The sequence below is a fragment of the Rhodococcus sp. BP-332 genome (genome assembly GCF_019836065.1).
Taxonomy (GTDB): Bacteria; Actinomycetota; Actinomycetes; order Mycobacteriales; family Mycobacteriaceae; genus Rhodococcoides.
In genome coordinates, this window is record NZ_JABUEC010000003.1 from 706,309 (window position 1) to 729,729 (window position 23,421).

Sequence of the window (23,421 nt, forward strand, 5' to 3'; positions counted from 1 at the left end):
CACATGGCGATTTCCGACGTCAAGGAATATGCCCACCTCACCGAGGCCGACGTCGAGGCGCTGGGCCATGAACTCGACGCGTTGCGTCGGGAGATCGAAGAGTCGCGCGGCGAGAAGGATGCGCGGTACATCCGCAACACCATCCGTTTCCAGCGCTCCCTCGAGGCCCTCGGCCGCACCACGATGCTCGCCAGCAACCACCGCGCCGCGTGGTGGGCCGGTAGCGCGATGCTCGGTGTCTCGAAGATCGTCGAGAACATGGAGCTCGGCCACAACGTCATGCACGGCCAGTGGGACTGGATGAACGACCCGGAGATCCATTCCACCTCGTGGGAATGGGACAACACCGGTCCGTCCGAGCACTGGAAGCAGACCCACAACTACATCCATCACAAGTACACCAACGTGCTGGGCATGGACGACGACGTGGGCTACGGCCTCATCCGCGTCACGCGTGACCGCAAGTGGGTCCCGTTCAATGCCGGCAACCTCGTGTACAACACGCTGCTGATGCTCCTGTTCGAGTACGGCGTGGCGGTACAGCATCTCGAGCTGGGCAAGGCCGTGAAAGGCCGTGTGCCCAAGGAGGAGACGCGACGCAAGCTGAAGGAGGTCGGCGACAAGGTCGGCCGCCAGATGCTGAAGGACTATGCGATCACGCCGGCCATCACGTCGCTGTCGCCCGCCGCGTCCTACCGGAAGACGTTGACCGCCAACATCATGGCGAACGTCATCCGTAACATCTGGACGAACGCCGTCATCTTCTGCGGTCACTTCCCGGACGGTGCGGAGAAGTTCACGCGCCACGACCTCCAGGACGAGACGCAGGGGCAGTGGTACCTCCGACAGATGTTGGGCAGCGCCAATTTCCACGCCGGACCGACCCTCGCCTTCATGTCAGGCAACCTCTGCTACCAGATCGAGCACCACGTGTTCCCCGATCTGCCGAGCAACCGGCTCGCCGCGATCAGTGTGCGGGTCCGCGAACTGTGCGAGAAGTACGACCTGCCGTACACCACAGGGCCTTTCCTCGCCCAGTACGGCAAGTCCTGGCGCACCATCGCGAAGCTGTCGCTCCCCGACAAGTACCTCAAGGCCACGGCGGACGACGCACCGGAGACGGCATCCGAGCGCAAGTTCGGGGGCAACGTCACCTCGACGGTCGATCCGGTGACCGGACGTCGTTCCGGTCTGCTGAGCGCGATCAAGCAGGGTAAGGGCGGCACGGGACTGCGAAAGCTGCTCTCGCGCTGATCGATCGGTCGGAGCTCCGTCAGTAGGAGTCGTTCGACATCACGGCCACCAACAGCAGGCGAACCGCGGCGACGCGGTTCGCCTGCTGTCCTGTCAGGGTGTCCAGAGCGCACTCCGGGTCGGCCGGCGGCCCGAGGTGTGTGCAGCCGCGCGGGCAGTCCTCGATGGTGACGGCGAGGTCCGAGAACGCCGCGACGACATCCTCCGGCGAGATGTGGGCCAGCCCGAAGGACCGGATACCGGGAGTGTCGATGACCCAGCCTCCACCCGGAAGATGCAGCGACACCGACTGAGTCGACGTGTGCCGTCCCTTGCCGACGCCGGAGACGATGCCGACGGCGCGATGCGCCTCCGGCACCAGCCGGTTCACCAAGGTCGACTTGCCCACCCCCGAGTGGCCGATCAGCGCGGACGACTTCCCAGTGATCATCGCCAGGAGCTCGTCCAGCGGACGGTCCCGGCCCACCAGCACCACCGGCACGTCGAGGTCGGCGAAGACGGCGGCGAACTCGTCGGACGACGCCAAGTCGTCCTTCGTCAGACACAGCACGGGTCGGAGACCACCCACGAACGCTGCCACCATCGCGCGCTCGACGAAGCCCGAGCGGGGTGGCGGGTCGGCCAACGCCACCATGATCAGCAGCTGGTCCGCGTTGGCCACCACGACACGCTCGTACGGATCCGTGTCGTCGGCGGTGCGCCGCAGAACCGTTCGTCGTTCGTCCACGCGGACGATGCGGGCCAGGGCGTCGACGCGTCCCGAGACGTCGCCGACGATGCCCACCGCGTCACCGACGACGATCGGGGTCCGGCCCAGCTCGCGCGCTCGCATGGCGACCACGAGGCGCTCGGGATCATTGTCGATCACGCAGCCCCACCGGCCGCGATCCACCGACACCACCATCGCGTCCGAGGCGTCGGCGTGGGTGGGCCGCGTCTTCGTTCGTGGGCGCGTGCCCTTGCCCGGCCGGACGCGGACGTCCGACTCGTCGTACACCCGCCGGATCAGCGTGCACCACCTCCGGCCAGCATGGCGCTCCAGAGGGTCGCGAACCCCGGCAGCGTCTTGGCGGTGGAGTCGATGTCGTCGACCTCGACGCTCGGGACGACCAGACCGATCACGGCGCCCGCCGTGGCCATGCGATGGTCGGCGTACGCCCGCCAGGGTCCGCCGTGCAGCGGCGCCGGCTCGATGATCAGGCCGTCCTCGGTCTCCTCGACACCGCAGCCCAGAGCGCCGAGTTCCGCCGTGAGTGCGGCGAGCCGATCCGTCTCGTGCCCGCGCAGATGGGCGATCCCGCGCAGTCGCGAGGGGGACCCGGCCAGGGCCGCCATCGCCGCGACCGTGGGGGTGAGCTCGCCGATGTCGTGCAGGTCCACGTCGACGCCCTCGAGCTTCTCGGGCCCCCGCGCCGTGAGCGACTCGGCAGTGAGCAACACCTCGGCCCCCATCGACGTGAGGATGTCGCGGAACGCGTCACCGGGCTGCGTCGTCCGGGCAGGCCACCGGGGCACGGTCACCTCACCGCCCGTGACGGCCGCCGCGGCGAGGAACGGGGTCGCGTTGGACAGGTCCGGTTCCACGACACGGTCGACCGGAGCCACAGCGCCGGGATGCACGCGCCACCGGTTCGGAACGCCCGAGTCCTCGGGAGTCTCCACCTCGATCCCGCTCTCGCGCAGCATCTCCACCGTCATGTCGATGTGAGGCATCGACGGCACCGGGGGACCGACGTGCTCGACGACGAGGCCCTCGTCGAACCGCGCCGCCGAGAGCAGGAGCCCCGACACGAACTGGGACGACCCGGACGCGTCCAGTCGGACCGTGCCCCCGCGGACCCGGCCCGTGCCGTCGACGACGAACGGCAACCGGTCCCCGCTCACGGGAACACCGAGGGCGCGGAGCGCGTCGAGAATGGTCTGCTGCGGGCGCGAGCGGGCGTGCTCGTCGCCGTCGAAGCGCGAGCGACCGGTGGCCAGCGCGGCGACGGGGGGAACGAAGCGCATGACGGTGCCCGCCAGCCCGCAGTCCACGTCGCCGCCGCGGCCGGGTCCGGGGGTGACCCGCACCGTCGTCCCGTCGTCGTCGGGGGACTCCACGACGGCGCCCAGGGTGCGCAGCGCATCGATCATCAGATCGGTGTCACGGCTGCGCAGAGCGCCGGTCACCGTCGACGGTCCGTCCGCGAGCGCCGCGAGGATCAGGGCGCGATTGGTGATCGACTTCGACCCCGGGAGGTCGACGGTCGCACGGACGGGCTGCGGGGCGAGGGGCGCGATCCAGGACGTCACGGTCACAGTCTCTCACTGGCGGACGCGCGTCGGATGTCCGCGACGGTCGCGGCGGTGGCCCGGACGAGATCCTGTGCGGAGAGTTCGATCTCCAGACCGCGCCGACCGCCGCTGCAGAAGAGGGTCGAGTGCCCGAGTGCCGACGTGTCGACGACCGTGGGCAGGGGCGTGCGCTGACCGAGCGGGGAGACGCCCCCCAGGACGTAGCCCGTCGACCGGCGCACGGCTGCGGGATCGGCCATCGACACCTTGCTCGCCCCGAGGGCGGCGGCGACGGACTTCAGGGCGAGCATGTCCGGCACGGGAAGAACGGCGACCGCCAACGAGGAGCCCGTCGACACGACCAGGGTCTTGAACACCCGATCCGCCGACACACCGAGGCCGGCGGACAGTGCGTCGACCGCCTCGTCGCCGTACTGCTCGGTGCCGCGGTCGTGCTCGTAGGTGTGGACGGTGAACTCGATTCCGAGCCGCGTCAGCATCGTCGTCGCGGGAGTAGCCGATCCGGCCATGGCGTCGTGGTCCCTTCCCACCGTGATCACCCGCCCCGCGAGTACGTCGAGAACGTCGTGATCGGCTGCTGGTACACGACATTCTGGCCGTACTCGCGGAGACGGTCCGGCAGCGGGGGGAACACGACGGCGGCCACGGCTGTTACACGCAGCATCAGGACGGCGCGCACTGTGCGCCGCCGCTCGACGGAGGAGGGCGTGTGAACGTCGTTGCACCGGAGCGCTCCGGAGCCGAGGGGCTCTCGGCGACGCTGACGAATGTGGTGGTGATCCCATCGGTAAAGTGGAGTCCGGACGACCACGGTGAGCTCACCGGTTCCCGGACGTCCGAGGTCGACACCTCGGAGGACGGGGCGGTCGCCGCGGGGCACACGAGAGGGGCCAGCGTGACGGATCAGCCACAGACCGAGACCGGCACCACGACGGGCGCCGTCGATCCTGCGATCCTCGAGACAGAGGACGGCATCCGCTCGCGGGAGAACGCTGCGGATCTGACGGCGCGGTTCGAGCGTGACGCGCTCCCGCTGCTCGACCAGCTGTACGGCGCGGCCCTGCGGATGACGCGGAACCCGTCCGATGCCGAGGACCTGGTCCAGGAGACGTACGTCAAGGCGTACACGGCGTTCAAGAGCTTCCGCGAGGGCACGAACCTCAAGGCGTGGCTCTACCGGATCCTGACCAACACCTACATCAACTCGTACCGGAAGAAGCAGCGCCAGCCGGCGCAGTACCCGACGGACGAGATCACCGACTGGCAGCTCGCGGCCACCGCTGAGCACTCGTCCACCGGTCTACGGTCGGCCGAGGTCGAGGCGCTGGACGCCCTGCCCGACGACGACATCAAGGCGGCGCTGCAGGCGCTGCCCGAGGAGTTCCGCATGGCGGTGTACTACGCCGACGTCGAGGGATTCCCGTACAAGGAGATCGCCGAGATCATGGGCACGCCCATCGGCACCGTGATGTCGCGGTTGCACCGCGGCCGCAAGCAACTGCGCAACGAACTGGCGGAGGTCGCTCGCGACCGTGGATTCAACCGGTCCGCCGCGGCGACCGAGGAGGTAGCACGATGAGCGGCAACGAGTTCGAGGACCTGGACTGCTCGGCCGTCATCGCCGACGTGTGGACGTTGCTCGACAACGAGTGCGACGAGGCCAGCAGGCAGCGCGTGCAGCGTCACCTCGACAGTTGCGGTTCGTGCCTCGCGCAGTACGGCATCGAGGAGAAGATCAAGTCTCTGGTCGGCCGCAAGTGCGGCGGCGAGCGGGCTCCGGAAGGCCTGCGGGAGCGCCTGACGCTGGAGATCCGGCGGTCGGTGACCATCACCGCCACCGAGGACTGACCGCCTACACGACGAAGGGCCGGAACGCTGTGCGTCCCGGCCCTTCGTCGTGTGGTGCTCGTGATCAGCTGTTGGGGCGCTTGCCGTGGTTGGCTGCATTTCCCTTACGGCTGCGCTTCTTGCGTCCTCGCTTGCCCATGGTGGATCTCCTTCCTGTTCCACCCAGTTTCTCATGTGTGGTTGGCTGTACGACGAGCGGCCGTGCCTCCGGCGTGGTCCGTTCACCGAACGAGTCGACACGCGCGTGCAGACGAGCGGAACGGAACAGGGGGACCGTGATGGCCGAGGACGTCCGAGCCGAGATGGTGTCGACGGTGTTCCAGATCGTCGTCGCCGAGGGTGATCACGTGAACGAGGGCGACGCCGTGGTGGTGCTCGAGTCGATGAAGATGGAGATTCCCGTGCTCGCCGAGTCCGCGGGCACCGTGACGTCCATCGGAGTCGCCGTGGGCGACGTCATCCAGCAGGGCGACCTGATCGCCGTCATCTCCTGATCCGGTCACCACTCTGATCAGCCGACGCCGCACCGGGACAGGGTGATTCGTCGTGTCCACGCTGTCCGAGATGCTCGCCGAGCACACCGACCTGCCGGGTACGGCGGTCGATCATCTGCAACGCGTCGTGGGGGAGTGGCAGATCCTCGCGGACATCTCCTTCGCGGACCTGCTGCTCTGGGTGCCCGTCGACCATCCCGGATCGCGTGCGGTGACGTCGTCGGACACGGCGACGGTGGTGTGCGTCGCGCAGTGTCGTCCGACGACGGCCCCCACGGTGATCCCGTCGGACACGGTCGGTGCGGTGGTCGGGGAGACCGAACATCCCGAGGTCGCGGAGTGCCTGCGCACGGCGTCGATCGTGCGCGGCGGTGGTCGCCTCCCCGACGATCAGGGTCCGCCCCACGACGCCGTTCCCGTGCGCGTCGACGGCCGCGTGGTCGCCGTGCTGACGCGTGACTCCGCGCCGGTCTCCGGCCGACCGCCGAGCTTGCTGGAGGCCGCGTACCGCGACTGCGCCCACCACCTCTCCGACATGATCGCGGAGGGGTCGTTCCCCTCGCCGTCGGAGAAGACGGACGTCAACTCGAGCCCACGCGTCGGCGACGGGTTCATCCGCCTCGACACCGCCGGCATGGTCACCTACGCGAGCCCCAACGCGGTGTCCGCCTACCACCGGATGGGGTTGACGGCAGATCTCCCCGGCCACGACCTCGCTGCGTCGACCCGGTCGCTCGTCACCGATCCCTTCGACGCGGAGGAGATCGCCGCCACCATCGGAGCGGCCGTCACGTCCGCCGGGGGACGACGGATGGAGGTGGACGCTCGCGGTGCCACCGTGCTGCTGCGCACGGTTCCGTTGCGCCCGGCCGGCACGTCCGTGGGCGCTCTGGTGCTGGTCCGGGACGTCACCGAGGTGAAGCGTCGCGATCGCGCGCTGCTGAGCAAGGACGCGACCATCCGCGAGATCCATCACCGGGTCAAGAACAACCTGCAGACCGTCGCTGCTCTCCTGCGTCTGCAAGCTCGCCGGACCGACAACGACGAGGCCAAGGTCGCGCTGAGCGAGTCGGTCCGCCGGGTCACCTCCATCGCCCTCGTCCACGACGTGCTGTCGACGTCGGTGGACGAGGTCGTCGACCTGGACGAGGTGGTCGACCGCCTGGTTCCCGTCATGGTCGACATCGGCTCGCTGTCCGCGGACGTCACCGTCGGTCGCGAGGGCAGCCTGGGCGTGTTCCCGGCCGAACGGGCGACCCCGCTGGTCATGGTGCTCACCGAGCTGGTCCAGAACTCGCTCGAGCACGGGTTCGATCCGGGTGCGCGAGGCCGTGTGACCATCGAGTCCCGACGGTCCTCCCGCATGCTGGAGGTCACCGTGCGCGACGACGGCCGTGGAGTCTCCGACGACTTCGACGCGTCGGCGTCCGACCGGCTGGGACTGCAGATCGTCTCGACACTCGTCACGGTGGAGTTGGGCGGCACCATCAGCGTCGCGGCCGGGCCGGACGGGGGAACCGCTGCCGAGCTCCGCGTCCCGCTCGGACGCCGAGAACCACGCGGCTGACACTGGCTGCCCCGTCGGACACACAAAAGGCCCGGCACCATGCGGTGCCGGGCCTGCGTGCGTCTTGCGAGCTGTGTCAGACCGCCGAGCGTGCGCGGGTACGCGCGTTACGACGCTTCAGCGCGCGACGCTCGTCCTCGCTCATGCCGCCCCAGACACCCGCGTCCTGACCGGACTCGAGAGCCCAGGACAGGCAGTCCGCGGTGACGGGGCACCGGTTGCACACGACCTTGGCATCAGCGATCTGTGCGAGTGCCGGGCCGCTGTTTCCCACCGGGAAGAACAGTTCCGGGTCCTCGTCGCGACAGATAGCCTTGTGGCGCCAATCCATCCTCTTACTCCTCACTGAGCGCACGACGGCGCTGTCGAATAACTGATCCTGGACTCTCGTCCGGATCGTGGGCTTGTTGTCCTGCAGTTCGCGAGCGCGGCAACCAATGTTTCCGCACTGTTACTTGTGAATGCTTTCACGAACCAAGCAGAAGTCAAGAGATGACGCGGTGCGGGTGGCCAAGCTCACTGGACCCGATTTGGTTTCACACCCGACGTCTGGTACCCGGATCGGGAGATGTGAAACACAGTAGCTTGGCCTACGGGGTATCGCCAGGTAAAGGCGCCACGACGGCGAGGGCGTCCGGTGCGGACGCGAATTCGACCTCGGTGCGTTCTCCCAGGTAGTCGCCGTCGACCTGCAGGCCGGTCGGTTCCACCGAACGCACGCGAATCCATTTCACGTCGTCCTCTCGGAGAAGCGCCCGAGAATGCGGACCGGACGTTCCGGACAGCATTTGCACGACCACTCGCAACGTCGTGAACACCTTCGTGGATCGCATTGCGAATATGCCGAGTCCGCTGTCGAACGAGGTGCCGGGGTTCGTCCGGACCGGGCGTGCGTCGAGGAACGTCCACGGATCGGAGTTGGTCACGAACGCGAAGTGAACGCCCGTCACGGCCTCGCCGGTGTCGGTCTCCACGGTGAGGTGCGGGTCGCGGCGCTTGCGGCGGAAGAACGTGGTGACCGCGGTCCGGACGTAGCGCGAGGGCGTGACCGCCTCGCCGCCCTTGCGGCCTCGATCGATCGCGTCGCACACGTCCGCGTCCCATCCGAGGCCGGCGTTGAACAGGAACCATGTCTTGTCGCAGTGCCCCAGGCCGATACGCCTGCTCGTTCCCGACTCCAGCAGATCGATGAGCTGGTTGGTGGCCTCGACCGGGTCCCGCGCGATGCCCAGCGAGCGAGCGAACACGTTGGCGGATCCGCCCGGGACGACCGCCAGCAGCGGCACGGGTCCCACGGTGACCGACTGCATGGAGGTCGGGGCAGGAACACCGAGAAGTCCGTTCACCACCTCGTTCACCGTTCCGTCGCCGCCGTGCACGATCACCAGATCGATACCGGCCCGGCGGGCCTCGGTCGCGAGTTCGCTCGCGTGTCCACGGTGCGTGGTGTGGAGCACTCTGAGCGACACCCTGCTCGCGAGCGCATGCGCCACCAGGTCTCGGCCGGCAGCCGTGGTGGACGTGGCGTTCGGGTTGACGATGAGGATGGCTCGCACGATCACTCAGAGTAGACGCGAGCGGCGGCGGCTCACGACCACCGGCGCGTGACCGTCGGCCACCTCGCGCGTGTGCTCTAGGGTGGCCTGGTGCGTCCGAAGCTGCCCGATTCCGGTGTTCCGGCACCGGTGCGCGCCGCGGGCCTGTTGGTGTCCGTGCAGGGCGCCACGGCGGTCGTGGTGGCACTCGTCCTGGTGATCCGCGGCGCCGCCGGCGCCGACGAGAGCGTCATCAACGGTTTCGGCACCGCGATCTGGTTCGCCGCACTCGGGGGCGCCGTGCTCACCGGTGGCATCGCCCTGATCCTCGGGCACCGCTGGGGCCGCGCCATCGCGATCGTCGCGCAGCTGTTGTTGCTCCCGGTGGTCTGGTCGCTCCTCACCGATTCCGGGCGGCCCGTGCTGGGCTCGTTGCTCGGCATCGTCGTCATCGGCGTCCTGGTCTGTCTGTTCAGCGGCCCCGCCACGAGGTGGCTCGCCGACGACTACGTCGAGACCGACGACGCCTGAGCGGCTCTCCGACCGACGCCGGGCAGCTCAGGAACCGAGGCGAGGATCCACGTTGTGGGTGTGGATCTGCCGGTACTCGTGCTCGTACCCCAGCACGGTGAAGCCGGCGGGCGCCAGCGCGAAGCGCTTTCCCTCTGTCACCGGTTGCTCGACCCACCGCGCGATGACCGACCTGGAGAAGTGGCCGTGCCCGACGAGCACGACGTCGCGCTCGGCGAGGGTGGGAACGACGACGGACAGGACGAGATCGGCCCGTGCGGACACGGCGTCGATGGTCTCGCCGGACGGTGACGGATGCGTCCAGACGGTCCAGTGCGGCGCGGTCTCCCGGATCTGCGGAGTGGTCAGGCCCTCGTAGTCGCCGTAGTCCCACTCGACCAGCGCGTCCCACACCCGATCGACGGTCAGTCCGGCCAGCTCCGCCGTCCGCAGCGCCCGCGATCGGGGGCTGCTGACCACCAGGGGACGTTCGAGCCCGAGCGCCGCGATGCGGTCCCCGGCGGCGCGGGCCTGGTCCTCCCCGTCGGCGGTGAGAGCGATGTCCGTCCGTCCGGTGTGTCGACCGCTCGCCGCCCACTCCGTCTGACCGTGACGGATCAACACCAGTCTGGCGTCGGAGCGCCGCGGCGACGTCCCGGACCCTCCGGACGATGCGGGTGCCGGGTCACGGGGGTCGGGGTCTGCCATGGCTCGATCATGCTCCCGGGTCGCGTCGCGTCGATGACGGAGGTCGACCCGGTGACGGAGGTCTCGTGAAATCCGCTGGTGATCGCCGCCGGTTGGGGTGTTTACTTCCTTGGTCCGATCACGCGACACCCGGCCTCGATGCCGGCGGATACAGATCAGCCAGGAGACTCCGCATGACCGATCAGAGCACCGAGCAGGGCGCGCAGGGGTCCCCGAACACCCCCGGGCAGGGTGGTGTCGACACCGGTCAGGGGCTGGACGCGGCCGTCCTCAAGATCGCGGCCGTCATCGTCATCGGCGCCATCATGTCGATCCTCGACGTGACCGTCGTGAGCGTGGCGCTGCCGACCTTCGCCTTCGAGTTCCAGACGTCCTACGCCAACGTCGCCTGGACCATGACCGGCTACACCCTCGCTCTCGCGACCGTCATCCCGCTGACCGGCTGGGCCGCGGACCGGTTCGGTACCAAACGCCTCTACATCCTGGCGCTGATCCTGTTCGTCGCCGGATCCATGCTGTGCAGCGTCGCGTGGGACATCACGTCGCTGATCGTGTTCCGCGTCCTGCAGGGCTTCGGCGGCGGCATGCTCATGCCGCTCGGCATGACGATCCTGACCCGCGCCGCCGGTCCCGAGCGCATCGGTCGTGTCATGGCCGTCCTGGGCGTACCGATGCTGCTCGGTCCGATCGCGGGCCCGATCCTCGGCGGGTGGCTCATCGACGCGGCGAGCTGGCACTGGATCTTCCTGATCAACGTGCCCATCGGCGCCGTGGCGCTGGTGGCCGCGTGGGTCATCCTCCCGAAGGACGCACCCGAGCCCTCGCAGTCCTTCGACTTCGTCGGCATGCTGCTGCTGTCGCCGGGCCTCGCGCTCTTCCTGTTCGGCGTCTCCTCGATCCCCGAGACCGGAACGGTGATGTCGGCTCGCGTACTGGTCTCCGCCGTCGTGGGGCTCGTCCTGGTCGCGGCGTTCGTGCGCCACGCCCTGCGGACCGAGCACCCGCTGATCGACCTGCGGCTGTTCGCCAACCGTCACCTGTCCGTCGCGGTGATCGCGATGAGCCTGTTCGCCATCGCGTTCTTCGGCGCGGGACTGATCTTCCCGAGCTACTTCCTGCAGGTCCGCGGGGAGACCACGCTCATGGCCGGCCTGCTGCTCGCCCCGCAGGGACTCGGGGCGATGGTGTCGATGCCCATCGCCGGACAGCTCGCCGACAAGATCGGGCCGGGCAAGATCGTGATCACCGGCATGGTGTTCGTGACGCTGGGCATGGCCGTCTTCACGCAGGTGGGATCCTCGACCTCGTACGTCGTCCTGCTCGGCGCCCTGTTCGTCATGGGGTTGGGACTCGGCGCGACGATGATGCCGATCATGACCGCCGCGCTCCAGACGTTGGACGACGCGTCCGTCGCCCGCGGTTCGTCGCTGATGAACATCATCCAGCAGTCGGCCGGGTCGATCGGTACGGCCGTGATCTCGGTGGTGCTCACCAACCAGCTGCTCGACCGGGCGGCTGCGGGACCCGCCATCGCGGCACAGCGTGACCCGGCGATCGCCGAGCAGATCGGGCCGAATGCCGTGCAGGCCGGACTGGCGCAGGCAGCCGACGCGTTCGGCGGCACCTTCCTGGTGGCCACGATCATCGTCGCGTTCACCTTCGTGCCCGCACTCCTGTTGCCGCGCAAGAAGTTCCAGCGTGCAGACCAGGGTGACGCCGTCGCGCGCGGTGCGATGCTGCACTGAGCTCGGCCTCCGTTCCACCCCGTTCGGCCCGGTGCGGCATCACGCCACGCCGGGCCGAACGTCGCTCGACACACCGAGTGATGCCAAGATCGTGCTGTGACGACGATCCTGGCAGTGGCCAACCAGAAGGGTGGCGTCGCCAAGACGACCACCGTGGCATCGCTGGGAGCGGCGCTCGTCGCTCTGGGCCGACGAGTACTCGTGGTGGACCTCGACCCGCAGGGAAGTCTGACCTTCTCGCTGGGGCACAACCCCGACAAGCTGGAGACCTCGATCCACGAGGTCCTCACCGCCGGGGTTCCCGTGGGCGACGCCGTGCTCGGCACGGACGAGGGTGTGGACCTGCTCCCGGCGACCATCGACCTGGCCGGCGCCGAGGCGCTGTTGCTCATGCGTCCAGGCCGCGAGTACACCCTCAAACGCGCCCTCGCGCCCCTCCTCGAGAACTACGACGTCATCGTGCTGGACTGCCCGCCCTCACTAGGCGTGCTCACCCTGAACGGGCTGACGGCCGCGACGAGCGTGCTGATCCCGCTGCAGTGCGAGACGCTCGCTCACCGCGGTGTGGGTCAGCTGCTGCGCACCGTCAGTGAGGTCCAGCAGATCACCAACCCCGATCTGACACTCCTGGGCGCCCTCGCGACCCTGTACGACGCCCGCACCACGCACAGCCGTGACGTCCTCGCGGACGTGTCCGGTCGGTACGACATCCCGGTGCTTGCGCCGCCGATCCCGCGCACCGTGCGGTTCGCGGAAGCGTCGGCGTCCGGCACCTCGGTGATCGCGGGACGTAAGAACAAGGGCGCTCAGGCGTACCGCGACCTCGCCGACAACCTGGCCGCGCACTGGACCGAGGGCGCACCCCTGGCCACGTACGACGCCGACGCCTGAGGCTCAGCCCAGGGCGACGGTCTCGGCACCGCGGCGCTCGAACACGCTGGTGCCGAGGACGGACAGTGCGACCGGTCCGGTGTACTCGCCGCGGTCCACCGCGATCGTGCGGGAGGCGACGCCGTTCTCCGGATCCACCACCGCGATACCGCCGGTAACCGGGACGAGGAGCTGACCGGCCATCACAGCACCCGCGCCGAGAGTTCCGGCGAGAACCCAGCGCTGTGACAGATCGGACTGCGTGAAGCCGACGGTGTCGGCGCCCGTCCACCAGGAGACGACGGAACCGGTACGCACGATGTCGGATGCGAGGGCGTCGGCGGACGGTGTGGTGACGTCGGCGGTCACGGCCTGCGCGGAGACGAAGTTGGCGGACCCGTCGAAGAGTGCCACCCGGGCGACCTCGCTCCCGGCCGGGGGGAGGTAGACCGCGAGGCGATCCCCGACCACCGCGAGGACGCGTGCTGCCGCTGCGTCCGCGGGGACGTCGGCCAGGATGGTCGAGCCGTACACGTCGGGCACCGTGTTGTCCTTCGGTGCGGGGTTCATCGACGTCAGGCGCAGGCCTTCCTCACCGGGACACCGTTCCAGCACGGCGAGGCGGGTGCTCGCGGACGCGCTCGACACGAGGTCGCATCCGGTGCGGGGTTGGCTGCGCGGGTTGACCGGGGCGTCGACACGCCCGTACTCGAGGGTGCGCACGAGGTCGGAGCGCCAGAGTTCGAGGCGCGTGGCGCCGAGTTCGGTCACGTACGTGCCGTCGAACGACAACCGGACCGGGTCGTCGGCGTCGTTGGTGCGCTGGTCCTCGCGCGCTCCGGTGGACCCGTCGAGCTCGGTGACCTGGCCGCATCCCCGGCCGTCCCGGAACACCGCCACCGCCGCGTCCCACGCCCCCACGACCGAGCAGAGGGCCCGGTCACGCGTGTAGGACCAGGACGGCGAGCCGGTGGCGGGATCGAGTCCGGTCACCGCGTCGCCGGTGGAGACGACGACGGCTCCACCGACGGTGGTCGGCGCCCCGGTCCCGGTGTCGTCGGCGCGCCAGATCTCCGAGAACGACTCGGGCACCGACAATGCCGACGCCGGGGCGGTGAGAGGCACGTCGGCGACCACGGACGTGGTGCCGCCAGCGTCGCTGCGGAACCAGATCACCGAGGCGCCCACCAGGACGACCACGACGATCACCACAGCGGCGATCACGTCGACGCGGGTGCGCCGTTCGGGAGCGAGCACGTCAGGTACGTGACGGTCAGTCGGACGTACCGGCGGACGACGAGGCCTCCGCCGACGCGCCGTTCTCACCGGCGTGCGCCGCGGACCCGGCGGACGACCGGCGTCGACGGCGACGACGGGGCTTGTCCGACGTGGATCCGTCACCGGACGCCTCGGCGGGACCTGTCGTGGCCGAACTGTCCGCGGTGGCGGCAGCGTCGGCGTGGCCCCCGCCGCGGGTGCGGCGACGCGACCGGCTCCGGCGCGACGTGGTGGTGGCCTCGCCGTCCGACGCCTGGTCGGAGTTCTCGCTCCGGGTCGAGCGGGTGTCCGTCTTCTCGGCGGCGGGAGTCTCGGCGCGCCGCTTCGCGATGCTGCCCGTGGTGCCGTGCGGGATGTCCAGTTCCGCGTACAGGTGCTCGGAGCTGGAGTACGTCTCCACCGGGTCGGGGATGTCGAGGCCCAGGGCCTTGTCGATCAGCTGCCAGCGGGGGATGTCGTCCCAGTCGACCAGCGTGACGGCGATACCGGTGCGGCCCGCACGACCCGTACGTCCGATGCGGTGGACGTACGTCTTCTCGTCCTCGGGGCACTGGTAGTTGATGACGTGGGTGACGTCGTCGATGTCGATACCGCGCGCCGCGACGTCGGTGGCGACGAGCACGTCGATCTTGCCGGAGCGGAACGCCGCGAGCGACTTCTCGCGGGCGACCTGCCCGAGATCACCGTGGACGGCGCCGACGGAGAATCCGCGCTCGGCCAGATCGTCGGCGACCTTCTGGGCAGTGCGCTTGGTGCGCGTGAAGATCATCGTGGCGCCGCGGCCCTCGGCCTGCAGCACCCGCGCGACCATCTCCGCCTTGTCCAGTGCGTGTGCCCGATAGACGTGCTGGGCGGTGCGCTCGTGGATCGCGGAGGACTCGGCCTCCTCGGCGCGGATGTGCGTCGGCCGAGTGAGGAACGTGCGGGCGAGCGTGATGATCGGCCCGGGCATGGTCGCCGAGAACAGCATGGTCTGACGCTTCTCCGGCACCATGCTCATGAGGCGCTCGATGTCGGGGAGGAAGCCCAGGTCCAGCATCTCGTCGGCCTCGTCGAGCACCAGGACGCCGACCTTGCCCAGGACGAGGTGGCCCTGTTTGGCCAGGTCGAGAAGTCGTCCGGGGGTGCCGACGACGACGTCGACGCCGGTCCGCAGGGTCTCGATCTGGGCCTCGTAGGGCCGTCCGCCGTAGATCGACATGACCTTCACACGACCGTTGGCCGAGTGCAGGTGCTTCGACGCGTTCTCCAGGTCGGAGGTGACCTGGACGCACAGCTCGCGCGTGGGAACGATGATCAGCGCACGCGGGGTGCCGTCCAGGACCGTGGTGCCCGAGCCGTCGGCCGGACCGGTGGCGAGACGGTGCAGCAGCGGGACGCCGAAGCCGAACGTCTTGCCCATGCCGGTGCGGGCCTGGCCGATGAGGTCGTCGCCCGCGAGTGCCAGGGGAAGCGTGAGTTCCTGGATCGCGAACGTGCGCTCGATGCCGATGTCGGTCAACCCACGGACGATCTCGGGGTGAACGCCCAGCTCGGCGAAGGTCGGGGGAGTGTGGGTGGTGTCCAGGGTGGCCGAGACGGTGGTCTCCGCCACGTCGTCGGTCTCGTGGTCCACAGTGATCTTGCTCAGTGTTTCGGCCTTTCTCGTCTCTCGCCTCGCACGCACGACGAGGGCCAGGCCGCTCCGCGGCCGGTGTCGAAACCCTCGATTCGTCGACAGGCGCGATCGGGGTCGGCCGCAGATGCGGCGACACGATCGGCGGCAGACACGAATCAGGTGCGCGCACAATGTCGTGAGCACGGCTCCCGGTGCTCGCCGCGATCGCCTCCGACAGAGGTGACCACGGTGCGTCGGGCCGGCGTGCGGACCGTCTCGGTCCCTGCTGCCGGCGCCGGTGGAGCGTGCTCGCGACCTATTCTACCTGGTCGGCACCCGACGCCGCGGTTCCGCTCGCGCGAGCCGTGTCGACGGTAGTCTCGGCAGCCATGCGAACAGATTCGGATCCACAGCACGGCGGGTCCACTCCGAACGTCCCGTCCGGGTCCGACGAGGGCCTTGCGACCGGGGGAACCGTGCCGGGTGATCACCCCGGAATCATCAGTCTCCTGGGCGTTCTCGCGTACGGCGAGATCTCGGCGTTCTACCGGTTGGTCGACGACGCTCGGATGGCCCCGACGCTCGGCGACCGCATCGCCATGGCGAGCATGGCGGCCGCCGAGATGAACCACTTCGAGGTGCTCGAGGCGGCCCTCGCGGAGCGCGGGCGGGACGTCCTGTCGGTCACCGAGCCTTTCGCCGCCGCTCTCGACGCCTACCATGCCTCGACGCTGCCCTCGACGTGGATGGAGGTGCTCGTCAAGACCTACGTCGCAGACGGCCTCGCCGCCGATTTCTACCGCGAGATCGCGCACAGCCTCCCGGACGACATCGCCGCCACCGTGCGCGAGGTGCTCGCCGAGACGGGCCACTCGGAGTTCGTCGTCACCGAGGTGGTGGCGCGTGTCGCGGCGAGTGCCGCGGACAAGGACCGGTTGATGCTCTGGGGACGCCGCCTGCTCGGGGAGGCCATCACCCAGGCGCAGTTCGTCCTGGCGCAGCGTGAGGAGCTGACCGAACTGGTCATGACGGCGTCGGGCGATTTCAACGGGATCGTGGCGCTGTTCGACCGCATGCAGGTCCGGCATTCCGAGCGGATGGCGATTCTCGGCCTCGTCTGACTCGTGTCGGTGTTCGCTGTGGGCGTGTGCGTCACGCACTCACCGGCGGCCGGTGCTGCTCTAACCTGAAGTGGACAGCAGGTTCGCGACAACGTTTCGGAGGTCGGCCGTGGAGGTCAAGATCGGAATTTCGGACAGCCCACGGGAATTGGTCATCAACAGCGCGCAGACGCCCGACGAGGTGGAGACCCTGGTCTCGAAGGCCTTCGGCGGCGAGGGTGTGCTGTCGTTGGTGGACGAGAAGGGCCGCAAGTTCCTGGTGCCCGCGGGCAAGCTCGCGTACGTGGAGATCGGTCCGTCCGACAGTCGTCGGGTCGGTTTCGCGTCGTCCGGCACCGCCTGACCGACGCGCCCACCGCGCACGAGGAACGGCCCCGCACCTGCTGGTGCGGGGCCGTCGTGGTTCGTGAGACCGGGGTGCGTCGCCTACTGGGACTGCAGGGGGACGTGCGAGAGTCCACCCCAGGCGAGGGTGACGGTGGTGTCCACCGCTTCCTCCTTGGTGATGGGGCGATCCGCCTCGAGCCAGTAGCGGGCGGTGAACTGGCTCGCGCCCACGAGGCCGACGGCGAGGATGCGGGCGCGGTGCGGGTCGAGTCCGGAGTCGTGGCTGACGAGGTCGAACACGGCGTCGACGCAGGCCTCGGTGGCCTGATCGACGCGGCTCTGCACCTGAGGGTCGCCCATGAGGTCCGACTCGAACACCAGGCGGAATCCCTGGCTGTCGTTGTCGACGAAATCGTAGAACGCGAGCACGGCGGCCCGGACGCGCTTGTGGTTGTCCGTCGTCGACCGCAGCGCCTGGCGCAGACCCGAGATGAGGCTGTCGACGTAGTTCTGCAGCACCGCGACGTAGAGGTCGAGCTTGCCGGGGAAGTGCTGGTACAGAACAGGTTTGCTGACGCCCGCGCATTCCGCGATCTCGTCCATCCCCGCGGCGTGGTACCCGCGGGCGACGAAGATCTCCCCGGCAGCGGCGAGGAGTTGGGCGCGGCGTGCATCACGGGGCAGTCGAGCACTGCGCCGGCCACTCCCGGTCCCGCCCACGGAGGAGCTTCGGTCGGCGACGTCTGTCATGTGTTTCGTGTGTCCCATCCGCCGCGACACCGGTGGACGAGGATCACTCAGACATCGGAACTACGCGGCATGAAAGTTCTTCCGGATCGTGACGACGATACCCCGGCGCGCCGACCGGAGGCCGCAGACGCGTGTGAGAACCTGGATCGGTGAGTGACCGACGGCAACCGCAGAGAGAGCCTGCGACGCGTGACGACCGTGCGCGACGCTCGCATCAGCCTCTGCGCGCCCAGTGGGATCCCACCGCGGTCGATCCCGGACGCACACGCGCCGCACGGCCGGAGCGCAGCGCCCGGAAGCAGAGCCGGCTGGGGCGGTTCACGTCGACCTACGGTTGGCGCGCCTACGCGATCCCGATCCTCGCGGTCGTGACGGTGCTCGTGGTCGTCGACGCGATACGCGATCCCGGAACCGCGTCCACGACGGACTCGGCACCCGGATTCCCCGCGCTGAGCAACACGACCGACGACACCGGCATCATCGGTGTCCCGCCGCAGGCCGACGGGAACTTCGCCGAGACGGTGTCCAGTGGTCAGCTGCCCGACGGCGGTCAGTTCGCGGTGCAGGGCGCAGGCACGTGGCGCGTGGTGCCGGGAGTCACCGACCAGGTGGGCCAGGGCACCGAACGCACGTTCACCTACACCGTCGAGATCGAGGACGGCGTGGACACGACGGGCTTCGGAGGCGACGAGTCGTTCGGTCGCCTCGTCGACCAGACTCTCGCCAATCCCAAGAGCTGGACGAACGATCAGCGTTTCGCGTTCCGCCGCGTCGACACCGGTGATCCGGACTTCCGGGTCTCGCTGACGTCGCAGATGACCATCCGCGACGCGTGTGGGTACGACATCCAGCTCGAGGTGTCCTGCTACAACCCCGGTATCGGCAGGGTGGTGCTCAACGAGCCGCGCTGGGTGCGCGGCGCCGTGGCGTTCCAGGGCGACATCGGGTCGTATCGGCAGTACCAGATCAACCACGAGGTGGGCCACGCGATCGGGTACCAGGCGCACCAGCCCTGCGAGACCGACGGTGGCCTGGCCCCGATCATGATGCAGCAGACCTTCGGCACGGCGAACGACGACATCGCGGTACTCGATCCTGCGGGCGTGGTGCCGATGGACGGCAAGACCTGTCGCTTCAACCCCTGGCCGTACCCCAGGGCCTGACCGGGGAGGTACGAGGAGCATGACGATCGTCGACCCGGTGGTGGAACCGGGCCCGGAGCTGAGCCGCGAGCAGGTCGCTCGGTACAGCAGACACCTGCTGCTACCCGACGTCGGAGTGCTGGGCCAGCGGCGTCTGCGCAACGCGAGAATCCTGGTGATCGGTGCCGGCGGCTTGGGTTCGCCCGTGCTGCTGTATCTCGCCTCGGCGGGCGTGGGCACCCTCGGCATCGTCGAGTTCGACGACGTGGACGCCTCCAACCTGCAGCGACAGATCATCCACGGCGAGGCCGACATCGGTCGGCCGAAGTCGGTCAGCGCCCGCGAGTCGATCCGGGCTGTGGACTCCACCATCGAGGTCCGGCTGCACCAGGTCCGGCTCGAGCCCCGCAACGCGGTGAACCTCTTCCGCCAGTACGACCTGGTGGTGGACGGCACCGACAACTTCGCGACGCGGTACCTCGTCAACGACGCGGCTGCCGTCGCCGGCATTCCCTACGTGTGGGGATCCATCTATCGCTTCGACGGGCAGGTGTCCGTGTTCTGGGACGCCGCACCCGGCGGTCTCGGCGTCGACTACCGGGACCTCTACCCGGATCCGCCCGCGCCGGGCACTGTGCCGTCGTGTTCGGAGGCCGGCGTGCTGGGCGTGCTCTGCGGGGTCGTGGGCTCGATCATGGCGACCGAGGCCGTCAAGCTGGTGACGGGCATGGGCGACACGCTGCTCGGGCGTCTGCTGGTCTACGACGCGCGCACCATGACCTTCCGTACGGTCACCCTGCGCCGGGACCCCGGTCGCGTGCGGGTGTCCGAGGTGGAGGAGGACTACGAGGTGTCCTGCGGTGTGGCCTCGCCCCTGCCGTCGGTGGACTCGGTGGACGGCGACCTCGATCCGGCGGCCGTGCGCGCGCTGCTGGACGGCGGTGCCCCGGTGGCACTGATCGACGTGCGGGATCCGGTCGAGTGGGACATCGTGCACCTCGACGGCGCAACGCTGATGCCTCTGCCGACGGTGGTGGCCGGTGACGCGGTCGCGTCGCTGCCGACGGACCGGCCGGTGGTGCTCTACTGCAAGACGGGTGTCCGCTCGGCCGAGGCACTCGCGGTCCTGCGGTCCGCCGGCATGGCCGACGTCCACCACCTGCGCGGCGGACTCGAGGCGTGGGCGCGCGACGTCGACCCCACCGTCCCGACGTACTGACACCGGGTTCGGTCACGCGTGCCGGGACACGCGCTCACCGGGGTCTGCGGACTCGCACCGCGGCGGCGGTACGGTGGCCGTCATGACATCGGCGGAACCTCCCCAGCACGTCATCGGCACGTTCGGGCTCCGAGACGTCGCGCCGGTGGCTCTGGGAGCGGACTGGGACGGCGGTTGGCGTCTCGGTGACGTCGTCCTGTCCCCGGTGGCCGATCACGCCCGCGGTGCCTGGTCGGCGAAGGTGCGCGAAACCCTTGCGGTGGAGGGGGTTCGGCTCGCGCGACCGGTGCGGTCGACCGACGGCCGCTACGTCGTGTCCGGATGGCGCGCGGACACGTACATCGAGGGGGTTCCCGAACCCCGCCACGACGAGGTCGTCTCGCTGGCGACCCGGCTGCACGTCGCGACGTCGCAGCTCGAGAAACCGCGGTTCCTGACCCAGACGCCGGTCGCGCCGTGGAGTGACGTGGACGTGTTCGTCGCCGCTGATCGTGCTGCGTGGGAACAGGTTCCGTTCCGCTCCGCCCGCGCCGGGGGAGCGGTGGAGCCGACGTCGCCGGACGGTGTGCGCAGTGTCGAGGTGATCGGTCAGCTGGCCACCCTGCGTCGGCCGGTGCGCGAGCCCGACCAGTTGGTGCACGGAGATCTGTTCGGCACGGTGCTGTTCGACGGCGTGCAGGCTCCCGGTATCACCGACATCACCCCGTACTGGCGCCCCGCATCGTGGGCCGCGGCCGTGGTGGTCGTCGACGCGCTCTCCTGGGGCGGCGCGGACGACGGGCTCATCGGCCGCTGGGAGGACCTCCCCGAGTGGCCGCAGATGTTGTTGCGGGCGGTGATGTTCCGCCTCGCGGTGCACGCTCTGCATCCGCGCTCGACCGCCGAGGCGTTTCCCGGTCTGGCCCGTACCGCCGATCTGGTGCGCCTGATCCTCTAGTCGGTCGGCAGTGCGTCGGTGTCCCGATCGTCGGCACCGTCCGCGGCGAGCTCGGTGAAGAAGCAGCGTGCGGCGGTGGCCGCCGCGTCGGCGTCCCCGGACACGACCGCTCGAACCAGGGCCGCGTGCTCCTCGTGGAACGCACGGTCGGAATCGGCGTCGTGGTCGAGGATGGTCTCCTCGATACTGGGGAGCAGGAAGTCGTAGACCTCCAGGTAGATGCTGTTGTGGCTGGCCGCGACGATGGCACGGTGCAGGGACACGTCGAGATGCAGGGCCCGGGTGCGGTCGACGTCCCACAGTGCGGTCCGATGCGCCAGGGTGTCCTCGAGCATCCGGACGTCCTCGTCGGTCCGCCGCTCGGCGGCCAGTGTGGCCGCGGTGATGTCGAGCGCCCGCCGCAGCTCCAGGACGTCGCGTCGCCGCGCGGACGAGAAGTACTTGCCGAGGGCCGACGGCATCTCCGACGACGCGAGCACGTAGGTGCCCGATCCCTGGCGCCGCTCGAGCATGCCCGCGTGCACCAGCGCCTGGACGGCCTCGCGAACGGTGTTGCGTCCCGTGCCGGTCAGCTCGGTCAACTCCGGTTCTGTGGGTATCCGCGTACCGACGGCCCACGTCCCGGACTCGATCTCGCCTCGTAACTGGTCGGTGACCTGCCCGATGAGGCTCTGTCGGCGTACGGGTTGCACGTCAGGGTCTTTCTCTCGTGTGGTGTCGGTCTCGGCCAGTCTAGTAGTCCTTTGCCAGACAGGTCGGATCATCCTATGATTCGTCCCATGACTGCGACCGCCACCACTGCCGAGCCCGGGTCACGCTCGACACTGCAGGGACGGCTGTTGGTGTTCGCGGCACTCATCCTGTCCGCGTTCACACTTCGGGCAGCGGTCACCTCGGTGTCGCCGCTGTTCCCCCGGATCGGCGACGACCTCGGGTTCGGCGCCGGCGCCATCGGGCTCCTCGGGATGCTCCCGACCGCGATGTTCGCGCTGTTCGGCGTGCTCACCCCGGTCATCGCGACTCGTCTCGGACTCGAGCGGACGGCACTCGCCGCGGCGGCTCTGACCGGTGTCGGCATCTTCGCGCGGGCGTTCGCCCCCGGGCTCGGGTCGCTGGCGCTGCTCTCGGCGGTCGCCCTGGCCGGTATGGGTATCGGCAACGTGGTCATCCCGCCGCTGGTCAAGCGCTACTTCTCCGACCGGCTCGCCATGATGAGCACCGTCTACATCTGCCTCCTGCAGCTGGGCACCATCGTCCCGTCGCTCACGGCGGTCCCCGTCGCCGACGCGGTCGGGTGGCGCTGGTCGCTCGCGATGTGGGGTGTGGCCGCCGTCGCCGCCGTGGTGCCGTGGACCGCCATCGTGCTGACGCGACGCACTCGCCCCGCCGCCCCCGCGGTGCGCGGTGCGGAGGCTCCGGCGCAGGACGCCGCCGTGGAGGCCGAGCTCGACGGGCCGCTCACCGAGCCGTCGGCCCAGCCGGTGGCGCCGCCCGTCCCGGTCTGGCGCACCTCGCTCGGCTGGGGGATGGCCGGCATGTTCGCGATGACGTCCATGGTCACGTACTCGATGCTGACGTGGCTGCCCTCCCTCCTGGTCGAGGCCGGCATCAGCGAGGGTGCCGCCGGTGCCTCGCTCGGGGTGTTCGCCGCGGTCGGTCTCGCAGGTTCCCTGCTCGCGCCGTCCTTCACCAGTCGGATGGTCGACCCCTATCCCATCGTCATCGGCTGCGCGGTCTGCTATCTCGCAGGTTTCGCGGGCCTGCTGTGGGCGCCCGCGACGGGCACGGTGCTGTGGCTGATCCTGGTCGGTGCAGGTCCGACGACGTTCCCGATGTCGCTCACGCTCATCAATCTGCGCACGCGCACGGCCGTCGGCTCGGCATCCCTGTCCGGCTTCACGCAGGGAGTCGGGTACACCATCGCCTGCGCCGGCCCCATTCTCTTCGGTGTGCTGCACGAGAACACCGGGGGCTGGGAGTGGTCGTTCGCGTTCCTCACGTGCGGCATCGCCGTGCTGCTGGTCGCCGCCAAGGCCGCCTGCCGTCCGCGCGTCCTCGAGGACGGGCCCGTCCGCCAGGCTCAGTCGCGACCCTGACCCTCACGAAGCAGACCCTCACCAACCCGGAAACACGGACGTGAGGTCAAGTTCACGCACGGGTCACAGCGTGCAGCGCCCCCGCAACATGGTTTTCCTATCTTTGGGCTTCCCCAGAGATCAGGAGG

General features: G+C 69.4%; 26 protein-coding genes. 14 read left to right on the forward strand and 12 right to left on the reverse strand.

Annotated elements, in window-relative coordinates; translation table 11 throughout:
* Positions 1-3: 3 nt before the first annotated feature.
* Positions 4-1,254 (forward strand): fatty acid desaturase, encoded by a 1,251-nt coding sequence (locus HQ314_RS14490; protein WP_027506859.1) that lies wholly within the window; start codon positions 4-6, stop codon positions 1,252-1,254.
* Positions 1,255-1,273: 19 nt separating this feature from the next.
* Here the strand turns inward: HQ314_RS14490 and rsgA are convergent, their stop codons facing one another.
* Genes rsgA through HQ314_RS21420 form a run of 4 tightly spaced genes read right to left on the reverse strand, consistent with a single transcriptional unit; the run spans position 1,274 to position 4,213 of the window.
* Positions 1,274-2,251, reverse strand: coding sequence for a ribosome small subunit-dependent GTPase A (gene rsgA, locus HQ314_RS14495; protein ID WP_222650424.1), 978 nt, complete (start codon positions 2,249-2,251; stop codon positions 1,274-1,276).
* A gap of 8 nt (positions 2,252-2,259) precedes the next feature.
* Positions 2,260-3,546 (reverse strand): 3-phosphoshikimate 1-carboxyvinyltransferase, encoded by a 1,287-nt coding sequence (gene aroA / locus HQ314_RS14500; RefSeq protein ID WP_308119414.1) that lies wholly within the window; start codon positions 3,544-3,546, stop codon positions 2,260-2,262.
* Positions 3,547-3,548: 2 nt separating this feature from the next.
* Entirely contained in the window at positions 3,549-4,058 is a 510-nt protein-coding gene (locus HQ314_RS14505; protein WP_222638672.1) for an aminoacyl-tRNA deacylase, read from the reverse strand.
* Positions 4,059-4,084: 26 nt separating this feature from the next.
* The gene (locus HQ314_RS21420) at positions 4,085-4,213 is read right to left on the reverse strand and encodes a hypothetical protein (protein WP_261781656.1); all 129 of its coding nucleotides are present in this window, start codon (positions 4,211-4,213) and stop codon (positions 4,085-4,087) included.
* Positions 4,214-4,501: 288 nt separating this feature from the next.
* Here HQ314_RS21420 and HQ314_RS14510 point away from each other — a divergent pair, with 288 nt between their 5' ends.
* Entirely contained in the window at positions 4,502-5,128 is a 627-nt protein-coding gene (locus HQ314_RS14510) for a sigma-70 family RNA polymerase sigma factor (protein WP_037186858.1), read from the forward strand.
* Positions 5,125-5,397 (forward strand): mycothiol system anti-sigma-R factor, encoded by a 273-nt coding sequence (gene rsrA, locus HQ314_RS14515; protein WP_027506855.1) that lies wholly within the window; start codon positions 5,125-5,127, stop codon positions 5,395-5,397. The genes HQ314_RS14510 and rsrA overlap by 4 nt, the downstream gene beginning before the upstream one ends.
* A 64-nt stretch (positions 5,398-5,461) precedes the next feature.
* On the opposite strand, the gene HQ314_RS21865 is transcribed toward rsrA, so the two are convergent.
* Complete coding sequence (locus HQ314_RS21865) at positions 5,462-5,536, reverse strand: 50S ribosomal protein bL37 (RefSeq protein ID WP_110293457.1); 75 nt, start codon at positions 5,534-5,536, stop codon at positions 5,462-5,464.
* A 139-nt stretch (positions 5,537-5,675) separates the two neighbouring features.
* Between HQ314_RS21865 and HQ314_RS14520 the strand changes: the two genes are divergently transcribed.
* Both HQ314_RS14520 and HQ314_RS14525 read left to right on the forward strand, forming a co-directional pair.
* Positions 5,676-5,891 carry a biotin/lipoyl-binding carrier protein gene (locus tag HQ314_RS14520; protein ID WP_027506854.1) on the forward strand — a complete coding sequence of 72 codons (216 nt, stop codon included), beginning with the start codon at positions 5,676-5,678 and terminating at the stop codon, positions 5,889-5,891.
* Between the two features lie 52 nt (positions 5,892-5,943).
* Entirely contained in the window at positions 5,944-7,458 is a 1,515-nt protein-coding gene (locus tag HQ314_RS14525) for a sensor histidine kinase (protein ID WP_222627108.1), read from the forward strand.
* A gap of 76 nt (positions 7,459-7,534) precedes the next feature.
* On the opposite strand, the gene HQ314_RS14530 is transcribed toward HQ314_RS14525, so the two are convergent.
* A complete protein-coding gene (locus HQ314_RS14530) occupies positions 7,535-7,789 on the reverse strand; it encodes a WhiB family transcriptional regulator (RefSeq protein WP_027506852.1) in 255 nt (84 codons plus the stop codon).
* A gap of 259 nt (positions 7,790-8,048) precedes the next feature.
* Positions 8,049-9,014: a diacylglycerol kinase family protein gene (locus HQ314_RS14535; protein ID WP_027506851.1), complete on the reverse strand. Its 966-nt coding sequence runs from the start codon at positions 9,012-9,014 to the stop codon at positions 8,049-8,051.
* 87 nt (positions 9,015-9,101) lie between these two features.
* Here HQ314_RS14535 and HQ314_RS14540 point away from each other — a divergent pair, with 87 nt between their 5' ends.
* Positions 9,102-9,524 (forward strand): hypothetical protein, encoded by a 423-nt coding sequence (locus HQ314_RS14540; protein ID WP_027506850.1) that lies wholly within the window; start codon positions 9,102-9,104, stop codon positions 9,522-9,524.
* Positions 9,525-9,551: 27 nt separating this feature from the next.
* Here HQ314_RS14540 and HQ314_RS14545 read toward each other — a convergent pair whose 3' ends face one another.
* Positions 9,552-10,211: an acid phosphatase gene (locus HQ314_RS14545; protein ID WP_081821426.1), complete on the reverse strand. Its 660-nt coding sequence runs from the start codon at positions 10,209-10,211 to the stop codon at positions 9,552-9,554.
* 173 nt (positions 10,212-10,384) lie between these two features.
* Between HQ314_RS14545 and HQ314_RS14550 the strand changes: the two genes are divergently transcribed.
* Positions 10,385-11,956, forward strand: a complete 1,572-nt coding sequence (locus HQ314_RS14550) for a DHA2 family efflux MFS transporter permease subunit (protein WP_222650426.1) — start codon at positions 10,385-10,387, stop codon at positions 11,954-11,956.
* A 96-nt stretch (positions 11,957-12,052) separates the two neighbouring features.
* Entirely contained in the window at positions 12,053-12,847 is a 795-nt protein-coding gene (locus HQ314_RS14555) for a ParA family protein (protein WP_222627106.1), read from the forward strand.
* A gap of 3 nt (positions 12,848-12,850) precedes the next feature.
* On the opposite strand, the gene HQ314_RS14560 is transcribed toward HQ314_RS14555, so the two are convergent.
* On the reverse strand, positions 12,851-14,083 hold the full coding sequence (locus HQ314_RS14560) for a PQQ-binding-like beta-propeller repeat protein (RefSeq protein WP_222650428.1): 1,233 nt from the start codon (positions 14,081-14,083) through the stop codon (positions 12,851-12,853).
* Between the two features lie 16 nt (positions 14,084-14,099).
* Positions 14,100-15,770, reverse strand: coding sequence for a DEAD/DEAH box helicase (locus tag HQ314_RS14565; protein WP_222650429.1), 1,671 nt, complete (start codon positions 15,768-15,770; stop codon positions 14,100-14,102).
* A 320-nt stretch (positions 15,771-16,090) separates the two neighbouring features.
* On the opposite strand from HQ314_RS14565, the gene HQ314_RS14570 reads away from it, so the two are divergent.
* Complete coding sequence (locus HQ314_RS14570; protein ID WP_051613614.1) at positions 16,091-16,822, forward strand: ferritin-like fold-containing protein; 732 nt, start codon at positions 16,091-16,093, stop codon at positions 16,820-16,822.
* 109 nt (positions 16,823-16,931) lie between these two features.
* Positions 16,932-17,165: a DUF3107 domain-containing protein gene (locus HQ314_RS14575; protein ID WP_027506844.1), complete on the forward strand. Its 234-nt coding sequence runs from the start codon at positions 16,932-16,934 to the stop codon at positions 17,163-17,165.
* Between the two features lie 83 nt (positions 17,166-17,248).
* Here the strand turns inward: HQ314_RS14575 and HQ314_RS14580 are convergent, their stop codons facing one another.
* Positions 17,249-17,899, reverse strand: coding sequence for a TetR/AcrR family transcriptional regulator (locus HQ314_RS14580; RefSeq protein ID WP_027506843.1), 651 nt, complete (start codon positions 17,897-17,899; stop codon positions 17,249-17,251).
* 149 nt (positions 17,900-18,048) lie between these two features.
* Between HQ314_RS14580 and HQ314_RS14585 the strand changes: the two genes are divergently transcribed.
* The 3 genes from HQ314_RS14585 to HQ314_RS14595 all read left to right on the forward strand — a co-directional run bounded on the left by HQ314_RS14585 (position 18,049) and on the right by HQ314_RS14595 (position 21,197).
* Positions 18,049-19,062: a DUF3152 domain-containing protein gene (locus tag HQ314_RS14585; RefSeq protein WP_051613603.1), complete on the forward strand. Its 1,014-nt coding sequence runs from the start codon at positions 18,049-18,051 to the stop codon at positions 19,060-19,062.
* Positions 19,063-19,081: 19 nt separating this feature from the next.
* A complete protein-coding gene (gene moeB / locus HQ314_RS14590; RefSeq protein ID WP_222647036.1) occupies positions 19,082-20,260 on the forward strand; it encodes a molybdopterin-synthase adenylyltransferase MoeB in 1,179 nt (392 codons plus the stop codon).
* Between the two features lie 82 nt (positions 20,261-20,342).
* Entirely contained in the window at positions 20,343-21,197 is an 855-nt protein-coding gene (locus HQ314_RS14595) for a TIGR02569 family protein (protein ID WP_027506841.1), read from the forward strand.
* Here HQ314_RS14595 and HQ314_RS14600 read toward each other — a convergent pair.
* Positions 21,194-21,889 (reverse strand): FadR/GntR family transcriptional regulator, encoded by a 696-nt coding sequence (locus HQ314_RS14600; protein ID WP_222650431.1) that lies wholly within the window; start codon positions 21,887-21,889, stop codon positions 21,194-21,196. The genes HQ314_RS14595 and HQ314_RS14600 overlap by 4 nt on opposite strands.
* Before the next feature lie 87 nt (positions 21,890-21,976).
* On the opposite strand from HQ314_RS14600, the gene HQ314_RS14605 reads away from it, so the two are divergent.
* Complete coding sequence (locus HQ314_RS14605; protein WP_056447820.1) at positions 21,977-23,293, forward strand: MFS transporter; 1,317 nt, start codon at positions 21,977-21,979, stop codon at positions 23,291-23,293.
* Positions 23,294-23,421 lie beyond the last annotated feature (128 nt).